We start from the raw sequence: 20344 nt of genomic DNA, 5'->3' as shown, positions 1-20344 counted from the left end.
GCATAGTAACAGCTCCTTTTGCTATGTAGCTCTGAAAATGGTTGTGTTCTTACTTCCCATTTTTAACCTACGACGTGAAGCACATACGGGGCTGTTTTTACGTTCATCATAGCTAGATTTCTAAATTGGCTCATAATCGCATATTAAGAGCGCTGATTTCCGTTAGATCATCGAATGGTTACTGTCATTTCGGAGCGATCTACTACAATCTTTATCATCGCTCGCCCCCGCAACGATTCATGCCGTTAATGAAAAAAGCTCTATCGAGGCCACTCGACGATGAGCGACCTTCAGCTTTGCAAAGCAAAGCATTTTCGTAAGCATACGGTAAGTTTTATCGCCAATAAGAATTTACCCTTCCGTAAGAATCGGAAACTTATAAATTCTTATGTGGTCAAAAAATCCACTCCCGACTGAAAGGAGTTTTTCCATTCTCATGTCCATTCAACGACCCATGTCCAATCAACTCTACCAAGAAGCGCTGCAGCATATCGTCGGCGGCGTCAATAGCCCGTCCCGTTCGTTCAAAGCCGTAGGCGGAGGAGCCCCCGTCTTCATGAAACGCGCCGAAGGCGCCTACTTCTGGGATGTGGACGATAACCGCTACATCGACTACTTGGCGGCTTACGGACCGATCATTACGGGCCATGCCCATCCCCATATTACGGAAGCCATCGTGACGGCTGCGCGGAACGGCATTTTGTACGGAACGCCGACCGAGCTAGAGATCAAGCTTGCCCGCATGCTGAAGGAGGCCATCCCGTCGATGGACAAGGTCCGATTCGTCAACTCGGGCACGGAAGCCGTCATGACAACGATTCGCGTCGCAAGAGCCTATACGAAACGCAACAAAATCATCAAATTCGCGGGATGTTACCACGGCCACTCCGATCTTGTCCTCGTTGCGGCAGGTTCCGGTCCCTCCACGCTGGGAATACCGGACAGCGCTGGTATCCCGACCAGCATTGCCCATGAGGTCATTACCGTGCCGTTCAACAACTTGGATGCGCTGAAGGAAGCGCTCGAACGTTGGGGAGACGACACCGCTGCCGTCATGGTCGAGCCGATCGTCGGCAACTTCGGCATGGTCATGCCGCACGAAGGGTTCCTTGAAGGGTTGTGCAAGCTGACGCGCGAAGCCGGCGCCCTCGTCATCTACGACGAAGTCATCAGCGCCTTCCGGTTCCATTACGGCTCGACTCAGACGTATAGCGTCTTCCCGGACCGGCAGGCGATCGAACCCGACTTGACCGCGCTCGGCAAAATCATCGGCGGCGGACTGCCGATCGGCGCCTACGGCGGACGCCGCGAACTCATGGAGCAAGTCGCTCCGCTCGGACCGGCCTACCAGGCGGGCACGATGGCCGGCAACCCTGCTTCCATCTCCGCCGGCATCGCCTGCTTGGAAGTGCTGCAGGAAGCCGGCATTTACGACCGCATGGACGCGCTCGCGACGAAACTGGCCGCAGGACTTGCGGATGCTGCCAAAGCGAACGGCGTGCCGCTTACGATCAATCGGATCCGTGGTTCATTCTCGGCCCACTTCTGCGATCATCCCGTGACAAACTACGACGAGGCGCAAGATACGGACGGCGAACGATTCGGCGCCTTCTTCCGGCTGATGCTGGACCAAGGCATCAACCTGGCTCCGTCCAAGTACGAGGCATGGTTCCTGACGACCGCGCATACGGAAGCCGACATCGACGAAACGATCGAGGCCGCTCGCAAGGCGATGGCCAAACTGTAAGGACATAAAGAGCAAAGCGGCGCAAAATACGCTGCATGATTTCCGAAACGGGGGAGGAGAAATCGAGGATGAAGATACAGGAACGATTGAAGACGATCATGGAGCAACTGGACTGCCGGGGCGAACCGGCCCTGTTGTCCCCTACCAACGTTTGGCATGCAGGACTGGATGACGAGATCGCCGAGCTTGGCCGTACCCATCCGTCCACAGACGCGGACAAATCGCGGATCGCCCTAATGGCCGGCTTGCATTTGCTTAACGACAGCTTGGACCGCTCCCATTCCTATGCTCAGCAGATCGAAGACGATGCAACGGGGTGCTATTGGCACGCCATCATGCACCGGATGGAGCAAGACTTCTGGAACAGCAAATACTGGTTCCGCCAAGCGGGACGCCATCCCGTAAAAGAGCGGACCCGGCTCGCCGTCTCGGTATGGCTCAAGGATCAGCCCGGCCTGAACGTGCTGCCAGCCGGCGCAATCGTTAACATCCTGAAGCAATTCCGGAATGACGGGAGCTGGAACTGCGACGAATTCGTCGATTTGATTTCCCTGCAGGAATCGGGCAAAGGTTCGGACGAAACCCACCGCCTCTTGCAGGGGTTGCAGCGGATAGAATTGGCGGAGCTGTTCCGTTACACCCTCGATGCGGCGAATTAAACGAATCGATCACCGGTCTTCAAATACATGATTAAAGCGGCAAAAAAACGGCAGCCGATCGACTCGAATTCACATTCGATAGATTGGCTGCCGTTCGCGCTCTTTATTCCGGATAATCCATTCGGACAAGCCGATCCTCCGATTCGGAAGACTTGCCTCCGCGCCCGTCGAGATTGTTGGTGACGAAATAGAGTTTATCCTGGACCAGCTTCAAATCGCGAATCCGCCCTTCCCCCTCATGGATGACCTCCATTTTCCCCGTCGCAGGCGTATACCTGTAAATCGCTTCTCCGCGCAGCGTCGCAATGACGAGCCTTCCTTCGCCGTCCACGATCGTTCCCGAAGGCGCGATGGCCGGATCTCCCGTGTGGTAAATTGGGGTAACCATGTCCTGTTTCTTCTGATCGCCGTATATAGCCGACCAGCCGTAATTGTTCCCGGGAGCGATGACGTTGATTTCGTCATGTCCGCCGGGATTGCCCGAAGGACCATGCTCCGTGCTGTACATTTGGCCGTCTTCCGTCCACGCGATCCCCTGCGGATTCCGATGGCCGTACGAGTAGACATACGAGTTCGGGAAAGGGTTGTCCGAAGGAATTTGGCCGGTAAGCGTCATCCGAATGATCTTCCCCGCCAGACTGTTCGTGTCTTGGGCATCGCTCCTGCCTTGGGCATCGCCCGTCGTCGCATAGAGCATGCCGTCCGGGCCTATCGCCAGCCTGCCTCCGTTATGGGTCGAATTGCCGGGAATGCCCTCCAGCAGCGCTTGCTGCTCGGCCCAATCGGCTCCCTCCTGCTTGAGCAAGACGATCCGGTTTAGCGTCTTCCCGTCTTTCTCGTACGTATGGTAGGCGAAGGCTTCCTTCGACTCTTCGAAATCAGGCGCCAGGACAAATCCCAGTAGGCCTCCTTCACCCTCGTGCAGAACCGCTTCCGATAACCTGACGTTCTGGCGCGTTTGATTGCCGCCGCCGATTCGGACGATATTCCCTTCCCTCTCCGTGACGTAGAAGTCGTTGCCGGCAATCGCGATCGACCACGGTATGCGCAAATTCTCGGCGATGACGGCATAAGGCTCGCCGGATTCGGACTGCCCGGAATCCTCGCCCGCCGCTGGTTTTTCCGTAGCCGCTTGAGTAGGTTCGGGCGAGACTGCCACCGTCGATTTCGGAGCGGAAGTTGCCTCGTTCCTATTGTTGCCGTCCCCGCTGCAGGCCGATAACAACGCGAAACAAAGGATCGCCGCCAACGTCCCTGTTTGTTTTCCCGTCATGGTTCATACCTCCCGATCAAGTATAAAAGGCATTAAAAAGGAATAAGGACAACAATACGCCTCCGCGTTCCTGTTGTCCTCCGTCATTTGTCTTTCTTTATTCGGCCGCATCCGCATTGGCAAGGGCGTCCAGCAGCTCGCCGTGAATGAGTCCGTTGGTTGCGGCAACGTTCCTTACGGCCAGCGTGTAAGGATTGCCTTTCGTATCCGTCATTTGGCCGCCCGATTCCTGGACCAGAAGCGCGCCTGCCGCGATATCCCAGCTGTTTAGGCCGATTTCCCAGAAGCCGCTGAGACGGCCTGCCGCGACGTAAGCCAGATGCAGAGCCGCCGATCCGGCGATTCTAAGATTGCGGACTCCCGGCGCGACGCTTTGGATGCCTTTCAAGTTAAGCGGCAACGCGTAATGATGGTCGGCCGGCAATCCGGTCGCGATCAGGCTGCCCCGCAGCGTTTCTTCGCCGGAGACGCCCATCTTCTTGCCATGCACGTAAGCGCCCTTCCCCTTCTCCGCCACGAACAATTCGTCCTTCATCGGATCGTAGATAACTCCCACGATCACTTCGCCGCGATAGGCGAGTGCAATGGACACGCAGAAAAAAGGGAAGCCGTGTACGTAGTTCGTCGTGCCGTCGATCGGATCGACGATCCACAAATATTCCGCGTCGCTCATCTCTGCAAGCGCTTGCGAGGAAGCTTCCGGTCCGGGTTCGACTCCCTCTTCACCCAGGAACGAATGGTGAGGGAAGTGCGTGCCTATCAAATTACGAATAAGCCTTTCGGAGCCCTTGTCCACCTCGGTGACGAGATCATGTGCCGAATATTTGAGTTCGAGGTTGGAGAAGCCGCCAAGCTTCGTCATGATCCATTCCCCTGCTTTGGCGGCGCAGTTGATCGCGACCGCCGTAAAGCTTTTGCCTCCTATGACAGAGCCGTTAGTGCCGTCGTTCAAGACTATCACTCTCCCAGCTTTTAAAAGATGTTCAACTTGATCATAAATAAAGATTATTGTACAAGTTCTTCTCATCTTATTGCAATACGCACGCAGCCCGTGACGGGTTTCGGATGAATCGATCCTTTGCCTCCCGTTATAACGCCCGTATCCCCTCGACGATCAGCTGAATCGCCAGCGCCAACAAGGTCATGCGCAGCAGCCATAATAATTTGTTGCCGCTCAACCGAATGGCGATCCGCGCGCCAAGCTTGCCCCCGATCCAAGCCCCCGGGACAAGCGCCGCGACGAGAAGCCAATCTGTCTCCCCTAGCGCGACATGCATGCCGCTCCCCAGAACGGAAGAGAGGAAGATGACGAACATCGACGTTGCCGTCGCGACATGAGGCGGGAACCGGTACAGCAGCACCATCATGGGCACGAATAACGAACCTCCGCCTATTCCGAACAATCCGGAGATCAATCCGACGCCAATGCCGATCGCGAGGGCGGACCAAATGCCATAACTGTACGTATGTACAGTACCCTCTGCGTCCGTAATCGTTCGTTTGATCGGCCATTCTTTCGCAAACGGTTTCATATATTCCCGCCCAATCAATAGACCTGCAAGAAGCAGCATCAACGTTCCGAACAAGAGCTGGAACGCCCCCGCTTTCATGAGCCCCGTAAGCGCGGAGCCGAGTATCGCCGCAGGGCCGCTGGTGATGAAGAAAAGCAGCCCGCTACGGTAGTCGACGATTCCTCTCTTCGTATAGCTCATCGTGGAAGCGAGCGCCGTAACGACCAGGACGGTCAATGAAATGCCTACGGCCGTCGCATGGTCGATCGGCTCTCCGATTAGCCTTGGAGCGAATAACAGAAGTCCCGGCACGATGATGATCCCGCCGCCGAGGCCTACGATGCTGCCGAACATAGCTGCGGCTACGCCCAGCAGCATTAACAAAATCCACTCCATGACGAACGATCACCCGTACCTTTCCGTCGTTCAACAAGCAGCCGGAACCGGTTACGCCGGAGCGATCTCCACGATTCCTCCGTCCAGCACCGTAGCCAATGCCGCGAATCCGAATCTGACGATCATCGTTTACCCGCGCTCCCCGAAGAACATTTCGTATGCCAATGCGGTCTGTATCCTTGCTTCTTCTTCCGTCAGCTTGCGCACGAGCTCCATCTCCACTTGGGTCACTTCTTCGCCTTGGAAATTGATTTCCGCGATCGATGCCAGAATCCGGACGATCGCGATCGCATCGTTGGTTGGCGTATACGCGATGACCTTCTGGCCGGTCGGGAATACGCGGAACCCGCTTTTCACCATTTTGCCCTTCCCGTATTCCAACAATTCGTACAGCTCTTGCTCTGACTTGAACTTGCAGACCGAATTAAACTCCGTTCCGAACCCCATCAAGATTCCTCCTCAATCCTCATTATCGCATAATATATGTAAAAGAGCTTGTCCCTCTTCGATGCAGACAGCCGAGACGCAGGAAGCGCCCCGGCTGCAGCCCTTTATTCCAAAACGCTTTACTGAAGCGACTCGCCCGTAAAGTCGATCCGCTGCTTCGCCGCATGACGTTCTTTCGCCAGCTCGATCAACGTATCGAGCAATTGCTTATACGGCAGTCCGGATTCGCGCCACATGAGCGGGTACATGCTGAACGGCGTGAAGCCCGGCAGCGTGTTGACTTCGTTGATGAACAGCTTATTGTCTTCCTTGCGGAGGAAGAAGTCTACGCGCGACAAGCCGGAGCCGTCAATCGCGAGAAACGCGCGAACCGCCAAATCGCGGACCGTGTCCGCGATATCTTCAGGAAGCTCGGCTGGGATGATCATCGTCGATTTGCCGTCGATATATTTTGCCTTATAATCGTAAAATTCATTAGAAGGCGCGATTTCGCCAGGAACCGAGGCCCTCGGCTCGTCGTTGCCTAACACGCTGACTTCGATCTCGCGCGCATCGACGAACTCTTCTACGATCACCTTCCGGTCGAACCGAAGCGCGTAATTGACGGCCTCGATCAGCTCCTCACGGTTTCTCGCCTTGGACACGCCGACGCTGGAGCCGAGGTTGGCCGGCTTGACGAAACATGGATAACCGAGCGACACTTCGCATTCCATGATGAAATAAGAAGCATCCTTCTCCCATTGCGTGCGATTAAAATATCGGAAGACGCATTGCGGCAAACCTTCCTGCGCGAATACTTTCTTCATCGTGATCTTGTCCATCCCCACGGCGGATGCAAGCACGCCCGCGCCTACGTAAGGAATGTTCGCCATCTCGAACAAACCTTGAATCGTACCGTCTTCCCCGAACGTTCCGTGCAGCAGAGGGAACATGACGTCGACAGGCGCTTCTGCGGCCTGGTCCTCTCCCGCGACCGCCACATCGGATTTGCCGCTAATCTGCGCCTTCGGCAAGACTGCCGACTGGCTTCCGGACGCCGTTCCGGCATCCAGCGCGTCGAAGAGCGGCGCGAGAGAACCGCTGGACGAGCCGATCCCGCCGTCCGAGAACCGCAGCGACTCAACCGAATCCGGCGGCGCCAGCAGCGCGGACCCGCTTTTCCATTCCCCTTGCTTCGTAATATAGAAAGGTTTGATTTCGTATTTTCCGTAATCGAATTCGCGCATGACGGCGAATGCCGTCTGAAGAGATACCTCGTGCTCTCCGGATTTCCCCCCGTATACAAGACCTACTCTTACTTTGCTCCCCATGGCATATCCTCCGGTACGTTTTTATTTCAGTTGGGCTGAGCCTAGCCGATCCACCGTTCAATCTCTATTCGGCAGCAACGTGACTGACGTTTGCTTCCTTCATGGACTAAAACATGTCTGAGATATGAAAAAAACGGTATTTGGTCGCGGGTGTCCAGGCATAAGAATCCCGGTAATCCCAGTAACGGTGCCGGCTGGCGACCGTGTTGGCGTTCACGAGCGGCTGGCCCGCGGAATCGAAGGCGATTACGATGGTACTGTGCTGGAATCGTCCGTCGCCGTTCCAATCGTACGTGATGACGTCGCCGAGCTGAAGCTCTCCTGCCGTCGGAACTGTCACGGCACGGAGGCCGGACTTTCGTGCGGCCGCTAGGTACGTCGTCATCGAATTGGAGACAGCCCAGCTATAGCTCCACCATTCTTGGCCTTTGTTCCGGCCTTTGTACCACCATCCGCTGCCCCTTCTACCAGTATAGTTCATCGTCGCATTGCCTGCAAAGATGCATTGGGATACGTAATTGGTGCAATTCACCTCGAATAGCTCGTATGCGGGGTTGCCCGCGTTCCACCATCGGTCCGCGTAAGCCGCAGCCAAATCCCTCCTGTAACGAATAGCGCTTGGCCGGAGTTTGAATCCGGGCATTAGGTCATAATTTAAGTAAGGCATGGACGGAGATATCTCGTCGGCATCCGGGGAAGCTTCCTGATCCTCCTGCCATTCATGAACGGACGCCCCGTATTTCGGCCTGCGCTCGGCGATGACGGGCTCGATTTGAAGCACTTGCCAAGCCTCGTCCTCGAGCCGGAGCCAGAGGCGTTCGAATTCGTAACGTTCCTCCATATAAAACAGTCCCGCTTGCTCCATCCTGCGTTTCACATGGAGCCGCAGCAGCACCGACACTTCGCCGGCCGACTCGTTGACGCGGACAAGCTCCGCCTTCGTCTCGCTGCCCGCGGGAATCGCTCCCCGAAGCAAATCGCGATCGCGAAGGCGATCCATTCTTCGGGCGAAGCGTTCCCCATGCACCGGGTCCGAGACGAAATCGGACAGTACCCGGGCATGCTGATCCGTCTCCGCCTGATTAAACAATCGGACATAACGATGCACCGCCGCCTTCCAGTCTTTCTTGCCTGTCGGCGGCTGCCGGACAAGACCGGATGACTGCAGCAGCGCGCTCAGCTTCGGCTCTTGCCCCCGACCCCGCTCTTGCTCTGGCGCTTTGCTCTTGCGTTCGGATAAAGGCTCTGGCTCCGGCTCCGGCTTCGGCTTCCGGTTCGGAGCGACGGCCGAAGCGGCGGCCGTCTGCGGCGGTTTGCCGAAGCGCTTCTGCCGCTGGTTGAACGCATCGCGGCTGCTTGTTCTCGACATCGCGATCCCTCCTGGCGTTTTTTTTCGAATCGGGACGGACTTGGGGACGCTGGTCCCGCCCCGCGGGCTATGGCATGGCATGGAACGACTGGTTCATTATATGATGCGTTCCGCGGAATCATGTGATTTCTTCCCAGCGCCGGCTTGCACAAATTCGTTATTTCGGGCGGAGAAAAGGTCATAATTGGACTTTACGTATACCCCGTTTTGAAGCTATACTAGAGACATAAGGTTTTTGAAATTGTGTTTCATACAATGAAACAACAACTACGATCAGAAGAGGAGAATAGCGATGTCCAAACAAAATCAATATTCTGTTCGCACGACGCTTGAATCGGGCGGCAATTCGTACGCCTACTACCGCCTTGGCGGTCTGGAAGAGCAAGGCCTTGGTGATATCTCCAAGCTTCCGTTCTCCATTAAAGTACTGCTGGAGGCGGCTGTCCGCCAATTCGACGGACGCGGTATTACTCCCGAACACGTAAAGCAGCTGGCAAACTGGGCGAACGGCCGCGAAGACAAAGAAATTCCGTTCATTCCCGCTCGTATCGTCCTTCAGGATTTCACGGGCGTTCCGGTCGTCGTCGACCTTGCGGCTATGCGCGACACCGTGAAGAAAGCCGGCGGAGATCCGAAGCAAATCAATCCGCTTGTGCCGGTCGATCTCGTTATCGACCACTCCATCATGGTAGACGCGTTCGGCAGCCCCGAGGCGCTTGAGTACAACACAAAAGTGGAATTCGAGCGCAACGAAGAACGTTACCGGTTCCTGCGCTGGGCCCAAACGGCGTTCGACAACTTCCGCGCGGTTCCTCCCGGCACGGGTATCGTTCACCAAGTTAACCTGGAGTACCTGGCATCCGTTGCCGCTACGAAGACGGTTGACGGCGAGACGGTCGTATACCCGGACTCCTTGGTAGGTACCGACTCCCATACGACGATGATCAACGGTCTCGGCGTAGTAGGCTGGGGCGTTGGCGGCATCGAGGCGGAAGCCGGCATGCTGGGTCAACCTTTGTACTTCGTTATGCCTGAAGTTATCGGCTTTAAGCTGACTGGCAGCTTGGCGGAAGGCTCCACGGCGACCGACCTTGCACTTACCGTTACACAAATACTGCGCAAAAAAGGCGTTGTCGGCAAGTTCGTCGAGTTCTTCGGTCCTGGACTATCCAACATCAGCCTGGCTGACCGCGCAACGGTTGCCAACATGGCACCGGAATACGGCGCGACGATCGGTTTCTTCCCAGTCGACAGCGAGACGCTCGACTTCATGCGCCAAACCGGCCGCAAGGAAGAGCAAATTCAGCTGGTCGAAGCTTATTACAAAGCGCAAGACATGTTCCGCACGGACTCGACTCCGGACCCTGTGTTCACCGACGTCATCGAGCTGGACCTGTCCACGATCGTTCCTTCCCTCGCGGGACCGAAACGTCCGCAAGACCGCGTCGAGCTGACATCGATGAAGGAAGCGTTCAACAGCATCATCCGCACGCCGATCGACAAAGGCGGCTACGGCCTGTCCGACGAGAAAATCGAGCAAGTGGTTCCCGTTCAGCACAATGACGGCGTCCAATCCAAAATGGGCACTGGAGCGGTCGTCATCGCGGCAATCACGAGCTGCACGAATACGTCTAACCCTAGCGTAATGCTTGGCGCGGGCCTCGTCGCGAAAAAAGCGGTCGAGCGCGGCCTGACGAAGCCGGCTTACGTGAAGAGCTCGCTGACGCCGGGTTCCCTGGTCGTTACCGAGTACCTGAAGAAAGCGAATCTGCTTGAATCGCTCGAAGCGCTGGGCTTCCACGTAGCAGGTTACGGCTGCGCGACTTGCATCGGCAACTCCGGCCCGCTTCCGGACGAAGTGAGCAAAGCGATCGCCGACAACGATATGACGGTAGCCGCCGTTCTCTCCGGTAACCGTAACTTCGAAGGACGCGTGCATGCGCAGGTCAAAGCCAACTACCTGGCATCGCCTCCATTGGTTGTCGCGTACGCGCTTGCTGGCACGGTCAACATCGATCTTGCCAACGAGCCGATCGGCCACGACCAAGACGGCCAGCCGGTATTCCTGAAGGACATTTGGCCAACGAACGCGGAGATCAAGGAAGCTGTCGCGACGGCTCTTAATCCGCAAATGTTCAATGACAAATACGAGAATGTCTTTACGCAGAATGAGCGTTGGAACGCGATCGACGTGCCGCAAGGCGAAAGCTACGAGTGGGATTCGAAGTCGACGTACATCCAGAACCCGCCGTTCTTCGAAAATCTGGGCTCCGATCTGTCCGACATCGCGGACATTCCTTCGGCCAGCGTGCTTGCGCTCATGGGCGACTCCGTTACGACGGACCATATCTCCCCTGCGGGCAACATCACGGTTAACAGCCCGGGCGGCAAATACTTGATCGACAACGGCGTAGAGCGCAAAGACTTTAACTCCTACGGCTCCCGCCGCGGCAACCACGAAGTGATGATGCGCGGCACGTTCGCGAACATCCGCATTCGTAACCAAGTAGCGCCAGGCACGGAAGGCGGCGTAACGACTTACCTCCCTACCGGCGAAGTGATGTCGATCTACGACGCATCCATGAAATATCAAGCCGAAGACAAAAATCTCGTCGTCATCGCAGGCAAAGAGTACGGAACGGGCAGCTCCCGCGACTGGGCGGCCAAAGGAACCTACCTGCTTGGCGTGAAAGCCGTCATCGCCGAAAGCTTCGAGCGTATCCACCGCTCCAATCTGGTCGGCATGGGCGTTCTCCCGCTTCAGTTCCAAGAAGGCCAAAGCTGGAAGACGCTTGGCATTACGGGACGCGAAACGTTCGATATTACGGGCTTGTCCAACGATGTGAAGCCAGGTCAGACGGTAAACGTGAACGCAACCCGCGAAGACGGCACGACGTTCGAATTCCCGGCGATCGTACGTCTGGACTCCCTCGTCGACGTCGATTACTACCGTAACGGCGGCATCCTGCAAACGGTGCTTCGCCAAATGATCGCGAACATGAACTAACGAATCGCCAAGAAAAAGATAAAGGCCTATGCGCACCTGCGCATAGGCCTTTCTTCATATTGATTCGATACATTTCGTACATCAAATTATTTGCTCATCGTTCCCATTCGCTTGGCCGCTTCCATCATGACCGGCGCGTATTCGCGCATCGTCTCCAGCGTCATGCGGCTCGCTGGGCCCGAAACGGATAGCGCCGCGGCAAGGCCTCCGGCGCGGTCGAAGATCGGCGAAGACAAAGCTGCGGCTCCCGCTTCGCGTTCTTCGAAGCTTGTGGCGTAGCCTTGCGACGTTACTTCCTGCAGCTGAAGCCTGTATTGCTGCATATCGATGGACGACGGCCATTCCGGCGACTCCAAAATGCTCGCTTGCACGGCCTCCTTGGAATACGCGATCAGCACCTTGCTCGATGCCCCCGCGTACAGAGGCAGCCTTATGCCGATCGGCGCTACGCGCCGGACCGGCTGGTTGCTTTGCACCGCCTGAATCCGAATACGCTCCGATCCGTCCCTCACGTAGATGCTGACCGTCTCGCCCAGCTGATCCCGCAAACGTACCATCTCCGGCAGCCAGATCGTCGCTTGATCGTCGGAGCCCGATAAGTTCGCGGATAGCTCCCATACGCGCAGTCCCAGGTGATACCGATCGGTCGACTGGTCGCGCTCGATGAAGCCCTTCTCCTCCAGCGTCGCAAGCATGCGATGCACGGTGCTCTTATGCAAGCCGACATGCTCGGCGATTTCCGTCATTGCCCAATCGGTTCTTAGCGTGAAGCATAACAATATATCCAGCGCCCGGTCAACGGCCCTGACCGTCGATTTCCCTTCCTCCACGTTCGCGCACCTCCTTCGAGTCCCATTCGGACTACTATTACGACTAACTGGCATTATGACTAAAGAGTTTCATTATCCGAAACCCGATTCCATATTGGATGAAATCCATTCTCATTAAGTATACATGAACCGCTCCGCGATCGTAAAGAAAAATGAAACATTACAAAACGATTACAACCCGTTAACATCCGGCTAACAATCATCCGACACCGATTGACAGGCTTCCCCCGCGGAACTACGATAAAAGGACTAGAACAATTGTAACGCTTACATGATCGATAGACCTGCCAAAGGGGGCGCATGACGATGAACCTGTCTATTGGAACTCCGCAACCGCTCGAGAGCGTCGGACTTAGCGCCGTCCCTCAAGCCTTGCCCCTCCCGCCGTTCCTAAGAACCAACATTGCCGCTCAGCGGCGCAAACATAAATGGATCGCAACGATCGCCTCCATGGTCGCGATGTGCTTCATCGCCGTTATTATTTTTCACGGTTATGTCGCTTGGATGCTCGCTTATCCCTATGTTGCCCCGCTCTCTTCCAATCCGCAAGAGGCGATCGGAGTCGATTACGAGGAAGTCGTATTCCCTAGCAACAGCGGCGACACGACCGTCAGCGGCTGGTACGTTCCAGCGATCACGGAGGATGGCTCCTCCGCCCCGTCGAACCGCACCGTCGTTTTCAGCCATGGCTACGGCGCGAATCGCGAGGAGAGCTGGGTGCCGATGTACGAATTAACGGAGCTGCTGCATGACTTGCGATACAACGTTCTGTTATTCGACTACGGATACGCGTCCGAACAATACAAAGCTCCCGCAACGGGGGGCCGCGAAGAGTCGCAGCAGTTGCTCGCCTCGGTTAATTATGCCCGTTCCCGCGGCGCCGAGGATATCGTCGTCTGGGGCTTCTCGATGGGTGCCGGCACAGCCCTTCAAACCGCTCTCGTCACGGACGAGATCGACGCCATGATCTTGGATAGCTTGTTCGTCCCTAGCTCGGAGGCGCTATTCGACAACCTGAACCAATTCGTGGAGCTGCCTCGATTCCCTTCGCTACCGCTCATCGAATCGATGATCCCGCTCTGGACAGGCACAGATTTCGGTTCGATTCCGGCCGACCAAGTCGTCCAGCATGCATACGACATGCCGATCTACGTCATCCATGGCACGGAGGATGCCAAGGCATCGTTCGAAACGGCGGAGACGATCGCAACGAACCAAGCGAACGTATTGTCGCGTTCATGGATCGTGGAAGACGGCCAGCATGAACTGCTCTTCCGCAAACATCCGACCGAATATATAGGACGTACGGCTTTATTCCTAAGCCAAGTGGATTCTGCAATCGCTTCTGATCGTGAACTGCTTCAATAACCTTGTCCATGGGAACGACGAAGAAGGAGCAAGGACGCCTGCCCCGCGGTAACCGCGGTTCATGGCTTCCTTGCTCCTATTTGGTTCCTTATTGCTTAAGCAACGCCAGAAACTCCGAACGAAGCTGCGGACTAGACCGGAATTCGCCTCGAACCGCGGATGTCACCGTCTTGCTGCCCGGCTTCTTCACGCCTCTCGCGCACATGCATAAATGTTCGCCTTCCACGACGACCATTACGCCATGTGGAGATAGCTCCTGCTCCAAAATATCCGCGATTTGCGTCGTGATGCGCTCCTGCACCTGAAGTCTCCGCGTAATCGCCTCGACAAGTCTTGCCAGCTTGCTGAGACCAGCGATCTTGCCGCTCGGAATGTATCCGATATGAGCTTTGCCGAAGAACGGAGCCATATGATGCTCGCACTGGCTGTAGTAGATAATATCCCTGACGATGACAAGCTCTTCATGCTGCTCATCGAACGTCACGCCGAGCACTTCGCGCGGATCGACTTCGTAACCCGCGAATATTTCCTCATACATCCGCGTTACGCGCGCCGGCGTCTCTAGCAGCCCTTCCCGTTCGACGTCTTCGCCGACCAGCTTCAAAATTTCCTTCACATGGTGTTCGATCTGCTCCCGGTTGCTCGTCACCTTCGAATTGACGTAATCCTTCCGTCCCGCCATTCGTCACCGCTCCTTCCGGTTCTACCTTTACCCCCTATTTGCGGGGTAACTTTTGGTTTTTCATCATATTTTGGGCACGCGACATTTGTTGTTTGTTTAAGTTATATCCCATTTGTTTCGCCATCTTCTGTATCATCTCGGGGTCATTCTGCATCCGCTCGATCTGCCTGCGGAGATAGAAGACGCCGACGATAAAACCGCCGACCGCGCCGACGATCAACGTTACGATCGGGATTACGATATTGTACCATTCCATTTAGGGCCACCTGCACCTTTCCGTCAACTATCCAAAATTGCAAACCTAACATCCCTGTATCATAGCATGTCCATGCTTGCCGCGCAACGAATCCTAAGCCTTCTGGCACGTCAATTCGTTTCCAATTCCAGCAGAGCCGTCTTCGCAGCCAAGCCGCCGCCGAAACCGACCATTCGGCCATCCGCTCCGATGACCCGGTGGCAAGGGGTCATGATCGGAATCGGATTTTTGTTGTTCGCGCCGCCAACCGCCCGAACCGCTGCCGGCTTGCCGATTGCTTCCGCGATCTGCTTGTAGGATCGGGTCTCGCCGTAAGGGATCTGCCTTAGCGCTTCCCACACCCGAAGCTGGAACTCCGTTCCGTGCATTTGCAGCGGCACATCGAACGCTCGGAGCTCCCCCGCAAAATAACGCTCGAGCTGTCGCTCCGCTTCGGCCAGAATCGGATGGCTCCTCGCCGATGCAACCTCGATGTCCGCCTCGGCCGCATTCAAGCGTTGTTTCGCCCATTGCATTAACCCGGCTTCGTTGTCGATCAGGCTTCCAAACTCGAGATGGCAGATCGCATATTCCGTCGCCATGATCGCGAGCGGTCCGATGGGGCTGCTTATTTCCGATATCGCCAGCTTAAGTGTGCTCATTTTCTTCGCCTCGCTTCTCTCTCTCGGAATCTCCGCCTAAAGCGATTGCCTCCCGGCGCTCTTGAATCGCGCTGAGCGCGGCCAAAACCGCAGAGCCGGCTTCTTCATCCTGCTCGGACCTTGACGCCTGTCTGAGCGCTTCCTCGGCCTGCTCGCCGCCGATTCTTCCCAGCGACCAGGCTGCCGTTCCGCGAAGCACCGGTCTAGGGTCTTCGGTCAGTACATGAATAAGCTCCGGCACGGCGCTCGTTTCCTTAAAGTTGCCTAGGGCAATAACCGCGTTTCGCTGAATCGGCTTTCTCCCTCTCCATGCCGAGGAAGTGTGTCCGTATCGCGCCTTGAATTCCTTGTTCCCCATGCGCAGCAGCGGAATAAGAAGCGGTTTCGCGAGCTCCGGATCCGGCTGCAGTTCCGGCTGTGTCGTCCAGTTTTTGCCACGATTCTCGGGGCAGACGATCTGGCATGTGTCGCAGCCGTACAGGCGGTTGCCGATCTTCCGCATGAATTCGTCCGACACCATGCCCTTCGTCTGCGTAACGAACGAAATGCACCGCTGCGCATCCAATTGACCTGGGCCTACGATCGCTCCGGTCGGGCATGCGTCGATGCATTTGGTGCAGGAGCCGCAGCCCTCCGTCACCGGTTCGTCCGGCGGCAGGGGCAGATTCGTGATCATCTCGCCCAAGTAGATCCAAGAACCGAGCTCTGGCGAAATAATGGAGCAGTTTTTGGCGCTCCAGCCGAGCCCTGCCCTCTCCGCGACGGCGCGGTCCGATAACGCGCCCGTGTCGACCATGCTTTCCGCCCGCAGCTTCGGCACGCGCTCGCGCAGCCAAGTCTCCAGCTTCGCGAGACGGTCGCGCAGCACCTTGTGATAGTCTTCGCCCCAGGCGGACCGGGACATGATACCCCTTCTCGCGCCCGGTTCGGACTTCGGCGGGTCGACCAGCTTGGATGGATAGGCAACGGCTATCGCGATTATGCTCTTCGGCTTGTCGAAGAGCAGCGACGGGTCCGTTCGCCGGTCCAGATCCGGCTCTTCGAAGCCCGATTCGTGCCCCAGCTCGCGATGCCGGATCAACCTTTCCTTCAATGTGACGAACGGATCCGCGGACGCGATGCCGATCGCGTCTATGCCAAGGCTGCGCGCCGCTGCTTTCATCTCTTCTTTGAGCTTTTGCCACTTGTCCGCCATCGCCTATAACCGCTTGATCGCTTCGCGCGCCAATTCGTCGCAGCGATTATTCCATTCATTGTCGCTATGGCCCTTTACCTTCACGTATTCCACGTTGTGCTTACCCATAAGCGCCCATAATTGCTTCCACAGGTCTTGATTCTCGACCGGGTCCTTCTTGCTGTTCTTCCAGCCGTTCCGCAGCCAGCCATGAATCCAGCCCTTCTGGAAGCAGTTGACGACATAGGCGGAGTCGCTGTACACCTTTACCGTACACGGCTCCTTAAGCAATTGGAGTCCTTCGATGACCGCCTGGATTTCCATCCGGTTGTTGGTGGTCGCCTTCTCGCCTCCGGAGATTTCCTTCTTGTGGGCGCCATAGAACAGAACGGCACCCCATCCTCCCGGACCGGGGTTGCCCGAACACGCGCCGTCCGTATAAATCATGACATCCTTCATCCGTACACCCCACCCTCTCCGCAAAATGATTATAACAGCCTAATCTGATCGATCGGCCACAGAATGACGTCCGCGCGTCCGATAATCCGCTCCTCGGGCACGGCATGGAACGATCGGCTGTCAAGGCTTGCCCTCTCGTGCCGATTATCGCCCATGACGAAGTAATGCCCTTCCTGAATCACTTCCGGTCCGTAATCTATATCCTCGATCGGCGAATCCGTATAGGGCTCGTCCACCTGTTCGCCGTTGCGGTACAGCTTCCGGCCGGTTATCTCGATCCGGTCCCCCGGTACGCCGACGATTCTCTTCACCAGGAATCGCTCGTTGTCGCCGACGCCGAATGGGTCTTCCAAGATGACGATTTCTCCCCGCTTCGGCTTTTCGAGCAAATAAACGATCTTGTTGACGAACAGCCACTCATCCTGTTTCAGCGTGGGTTCCATCGATTGCCCGTCGACCGTGGATAAATTAAAGACGTAATAATGTAAGATCAGTACGAGTCCCAAAGCGATGACGATCGTTTTCAGCCAATCCTTCAGCTCTTGGCGCAGCCTCATTCCTCCGCCTCTCCGAACAGCGCAAGCCAATTCTCGAAATAACGATTCACGATATCGTCCTGGAACGGAGCGCCGTTCTTCTCGATTCGCGCGAGCAAGGCGTTCAGGCCGTCTCTTACTTTGTCCTCGACATGCCGCGGGTAATGGTAGATCAGCTTATGCTGCTCGTATTCGTCCTGATCGACGATATACCGGCTGCCGTCCGCCATGCGGATGACGTCGAGGTCGTAATCGATATACGTTAGAACCCCGCCTTGCAAATAGGGCGGCGACGCCACGTTGCAATAATAGCGGACCCCTCCGGTCTCGAGCAGCGCAACGACATTAAACCACTCGCCGGGGATAAAAAAAGAAACGGCCGGAACCCTGCTGATCCACTGCTTGCCATCGGATTCCTGGATCGGCGTCTGCCTGTTGATGAGCACGATCATCGATTCTTTCCGATGCTCCTCGGTAAGCGCACCGCCCGGCACGATCCAATTCTGCTGCCACAGCCGATGGATATGACCATTATGCTTGAAGCTCTTGATCACGCATTGTTCATAGGTTTCCATGCTGCTTATGCTCCTCAATATGCTTATAGTAATAAGAAAAGCATATCCGAGCGCCAATTGCAACGGCGATGCAGATATGCCCCTAAACGATCGAACGGAATGACTCTCTATTTAACCGGCGACGATGCTAAGCTTCTGGAACGAACGGAAGAAATCCGCCGTTTCATATCCCATGGATTCATATAGCGGCAGCACGGGTTCGTTATGTTCGTCGGCGGTTATCAAAATCTTGCTGACTCCGCGCTGTTCGAACCGCCCGCGAAGCGACGATACGAGCGCTCTGCCGATGCCGTTGCGCTGATGATCCGTGGAAACCGCGATCCGATAATAATACCCTTTGTTATTATCGATCGTTCCGATAATCATGCCTACAACTTCCGAATCTTTGACAGCGACCAGTACTAGCTCGCTATCCCATGACAATTGGCGAGCAAATGCTTCCATCGTTTGCTCATAACATTCCTCGGTTAGTACTTCCTCAAGCAATGCAGTAAGTGGTTTGTAATCGGCCAACTGGAAGGAACGTACGTTCATACCTTAACACCTTCTATACCTTGTCATAGTAATAGTACTTGTCTATCATACGACGAATAACGGCGAAATCCTACTAAAATATTTGAAATTCTTTAAAAAAACTATATAAATCGCCCATTATCGACTGAAAACGCTTTATATTAAGCGCTTTCATTAATTTCTGCTATTAAAATCAATTATTTACGCAAAATAATGATCTTCTTTCGCATAAATTCCGGAACGGCGTGATACCCTATTGCTGGCCGTCGACTGCCGTTTGAGCGCAGTTAATCCGCCGATCGGCGAAAACCAACCTATCGAGAAGACTTTATCAACAACAATGTTGATTTATTCATTCCGATAGGGGATAATGGATTTGATTCGAAACTACATAAATTTAGGAGGAAATTATTAATGGCACATCAACTTCCTGCTTTGCCTTATCCGCACAATGCGCTTGAGCCTCACATTGACGCAACAACAATGGAAATCCACCATGGACGTCACCATAACGCTTATGTAACGAACTTGAACGCTGCTCTGGAGTCCGCTCCGGAACTGCAAGAGAAATCGATCGAAGCGTTGATCGCCGACCTGGCAAGCGTTCCTGAAGCCATCCGCACGGCTGTTCGCAACAACGGCGGCGGCCATGCCAACCACAGCCTGTTCTGGGAAACGATCGGCCCTAACGCCGGCGGAGCTCCGACTGGCGCGCTTGCATCCGCAATCGAGAGCGAGCTTGGCGGATTCGACACGTTCAAAGCCGACTTCGCTAAAGCGGCAGCTACACGTTTCGGCAGCGGCTGGGCGTTCCTTGCGGTTGCGAACGGCAAGCTGAAAGTATACAGCCTGCCTAACCAAGACAGCCCGATCATGGAAGGCGAGACGCCGATCCTTGGCCTGGACGTTTGGGAGCACGCTTACTACCTGAACTACCAAAACAAACGCCCTGATTACATCGCAGCGTTCTGGAACGTTGTGAACTGGGACGAAGTGGGCAAACGTTACGAAGCAGCGGTTAAGTAATACGCGTTTCGGCCATACTATTAACGCCAACCTTCCGGACAACCGGCGGTTGGCGTTTTTTATGGAACGCTTGTTGCATCTCTTGTGATGCTAGATCCCCCGGCAACGTCCCTACGCCTATTCTTCAATGGCCTCCTGACGGCCCAGTTCGGAGTGTATTCATCAACCGTCGAACTACTCCGTCCCTGCAGTTTGTGTAACGATTTCAATATGTGATGCTCTAGTAGAACGATCCTAAAAAACCGTTGCCATTGCGGTTGTTCTTCAATGCTAACGGAAGTGGATGACGCTATTCGGCTCATTTTATTAGATTTGAATTTCTAACGGAAATATGAGGCCTTATTTATGTTTCTCAGCCTGAAAAACGCCATTTTTAAGCAGAATAAGAGCGCTGATTTCCGTTAGATATCCATTTAGGCTCATAATCACCTAATAGGAGCGCTGATTTCCGTTGCTATGAACGTTTTAGTCAAGCCCTTGCATTTTGCACCACCAAAACACTAGGCGCGGGAGCAAATAAGCGAGCGACGGTCGGCACGCTGCTATCCGTGGGTTGGTTACCACA

General features: G+C 55.4%; 20 protein-coding genes. 5 read left to right on the top strand and 15 right to left on the bottom strand.

Annotated features, from left to right (window positions below):
• Positions 1-436 precede the first annotated feature (436 nt).
• Positions 437-1747 (top strand): glutamate-1-semialdehyde 2,1-aminomutase, encoded by a 1311-nt coding sequence (locus RB620_RS29610; protein ID WP_308100693.1) that lies wholly within the window; start codon positions 437-439, stop codon positions 1745-1747.
• A 68-nt stretch (positions 1748-1815) separates the two neighbouring features.
• Positions 1816-2406: a hypothetical protein gene (locus RB620_RS29605; RefSeq protein WP_308100691.1), complete on the top strand. Its 591-nt coding sequence runs from the start codon at positions 1816-1818 to the stop codon at positions 2404-2406.
• Positions 2407-2509: 103 nt separating this feature from the next.
• On the opposite strand, the gene RB620_RS29600 is transcribed toward RB620_RS29605, so the two are convergent.
• The 6 genes from RB620_RS29600 to RB620_RS29575 all read right to left on the bottom strand — a co-directional run bounded on the left by RB620_RS29600 (position 2510) and on the right by RB620_RS29575 (position 8712).
• On the bottom strand, positions 2510-3679 hold the full coding sequence (locus RB620_RS29600; RefSeq protein WP_308100690.1) for a PQQ-dependent sugar dehydrogenase: 1170 nt from the start codon (positions 3677-3679) through the stop codon (positions 2510-2512).
• A gap of 97 nt (positions 3680-3776) precedes the next feature.
• Positions 3777-4631, bottom strand: coding sequence for an inositol monophosphatase family protein (locus RB620_RS29595; RefSeq protein WP_308100689.1), 855 nt, complete (start codon positions 4629-4631; stop codon positions 3777-3779).
• A 136-nt stretch (positions 4632-4767) separates the two neighbouring features.
• Entirely contained in the window at positions 4768-5586 is an 819-nt protein-coding gene (locus RB620_RS29590; RefSeq protein WP_308100688.1) for a sulfite exporter TauE/SafE family protein, read from the bottom strand.
• 129 nt (positions 5587-5715) lie between these two features.
• Positions 5716-6033 (bottom strand): hypothetical protein, encoded by a 318-nt coding sequence (locus RB620_RS29585; RefSeq protein WP_308100686.1) that lies wholly within the window; start codon positions 6031-6033, stop codon positions 5716-5718.
• 119 nt (positions 6034-6152) lie between these two features.
• Positions 6153-7343 carry a D-alanine--D-alanine ligase gene (locus RB620_RS29580; protein WP_308100685.1) on the bottom strand — a complete coding sequence of 397 codons (1191 nt, stop codon included), beginning with the start codon at positions 7341-7343 and terminating at the stop codon, positions 6153-6155.
• 106 nt (positions 7344-7449) lie between these two features.
• The gene (locus tag RB620_RS29575) at positions 7450-8712 is read right to left on the bottom strand and encodes an amidase domain-containing protein (protein ID WP_308100684.1); all 1263 of its coding nucleotides are present in this window, start codon (positions 8710-8712) and stop codon (positions 7450-7452) included.
• A gap of 292 nt (positions 8713-9004) precedes the next feature.
• On the opposite strand from RB620_RS29575, the gene acnA reads away from it, so the two are divergent.
• Positions 9005-11719, top strand: a complete 2715-nt coding sequence (acnA, locus tag RB620_RS29570) for an aconitate hydratase AcnA (RefSeq protein ID WP_308100683.1) — start codon at positions 9005-9007, stop codon at positions 11717-11719.
• 86 nt (positions 11720-11805) lie between these two features.
• Here acnA and RB620_RS29565 read toward each other — a convergent pair whose 3' ends face one another.
• Positions 11806-12549, bottom strand: a complete 744-nt coding sequence (locus RB620_RS29565) for an IclR family transcriptional regulator (protein WP_308100682.1) — start codon at positions 12547-12549, stop codon at positions 11806-11808.
• A 306-nt stretch (positions 12550-12855) separates the two neighbouring features.
• Here RB620_RS29565 and RB620_RS29560 point away from each other — a divergent pair, with 306 nt between their 5' ends.
• Positions 12856-13917, top strand: a complete 1062-nt coding sequence (locus RB620_RS29560) for an alpha/beta hydrolase (RefSeq protein ID WP_308100681.1) — start codon at positions 12856-12858, stop codon at positions 13915-13917.
• Between the two features lie 88 nt (positions 13918-14005).
• Here RB620_RS29560 and folE read toward each other — a convergent pair whose 3' ends face one another.
• The 8 genes from folE to RB620_RS29520 all read right to left on the bottom strand — a co-directional run bounded on the left by folE (position 14006) and on the right by RB620_RS29520 (position 18774).
• Positions 14006-14599 carry a GTP cyclohydrolase I FolE gene (gene folE / locus RB620_RS29555; RefSeq protein ID WP_308100680.1) on the bottom strand — a complete coding sequence of 198 codons (594 nt, stop codon included), beginning with the start codon at positions 14597-14599 and terminating at the stop codon, positions 14006-14008.
• 34 nt (positions 14600-14633) lie between these two features.
• Positions 14634-14855 carry a YneF family protein gene (locus RB620_RS29550; protein ID WP_308100679.1) on the bottom strand — a complete coding sequence of 74 codons (222 nt, stop codon included), beginning with the start codon at positions 14853-14855 and terminating at the stop codon, positions 14634-14636.
• Positions 14856-14965: 110 nt separating this feature from the next.
• Complete coding sequence (locus tag RB620_RS29545) at positions 14966-15496, bottom strand: methylated-DNA--[protein]-cysteine S-methyltransferase (RefSeq protein WP_308100676.1); 531 nt, start codon at positions 15494-15496, stop codon at positions 14966-14968.
• Positions 15483-16691: a tRNA epoxyqueuosine(34) reductase QueG gene (gene queG / locus RB620_RS29540; protein ID WP_308100674.1), complete on the bottom strand. Its 1209-nt coding sequence runs from the start codon at positions 16689-16691 to the stop codon at positions 15483-15485. Before queG ends, RB620_RS29545 begins: the two co-directional genes overlap by 14 nt.
• Before the next feature lie 3 nt (positions 16692-16694).
• The gene (gene rnhA / locus RB620_RS29535; RefSeq protein ID WP_308100672.1) at positions 16695-17129 is read right to left on the bottom strand and encodes a ribonuclease HI; all 435 of its coding nucleotides are present in this window, start codon (positions 17127-17129) and stop codon (positions 16695-16697) included.
• Between the two features lie 29 nt (positions 17130-17158).
• Positions 17159-17686 (bottom strand): signal peptidase I, encoded by a 528-nt coding sequence (gene lepB, locus RB620_RS29530; RefSeq protein WP_308100670.1) that lies wholly within the window; start codon positions 17684-17686, stop codon positions 17159-17161.
• Positions 17683-18240 (bottom strand): DUF402 domain-containing protein, encoded by a 558-nt coding sequence (locus tag RB620_RS29525; RefSeq protein WP_308100669.1) that lies wholly within the window; start codon positions 18238-18240, stop codon positions 17683-17685. Before RB620_RS29525 ends, lepB begins: the two co-directional genes overlap by 4 nt.
• Before the next feature lie 111 nt (positions 18241-18351).
• Positions 18352-18774: a GNAT family N-acetyltransferase gene (locus RB620_RS29520; RefSeq protein WP_308100667.1), complete on the bottom strand. Its 423-nt coding sequence runs from the start codon at positions 18772-18774 to the stop codon at positions 18352-18354.
• Between the two features lie 393 nt (positions 18775-19167).
• Here RB620_RS29520 and RB620_RS29515 point away from each other — a divergent pair, with 393 nt between their 5' ends.
• Positions 19168-19779 carry a superoxide dismutase gene (locus RB620_RS29515; RefSeq protein ID WP_308100665.1) on the top strand — a complete coding sequence of 204 codons (612 nt, stop codon included), beginning with the start codon at positions 19168-19170 and terminating at the stop codon, positions 19777-19779.
• Positions 19780-20344 lie beyond the last annotated feature (565 nt).

The organism is Paenibacillus sp. LHD-117, from assembly GCF_030929555.1.
Classification (GTDB): domain Bacteria; phylum Bacillota; class Bacilli; order Paenibacillales; family Paenibacillaceae; genus Pristimantibacillus.
Note: the sequence above shows the minus strand (reverse complement) of the source record. Positions and strands in the feature narration are given on the sequence as shown.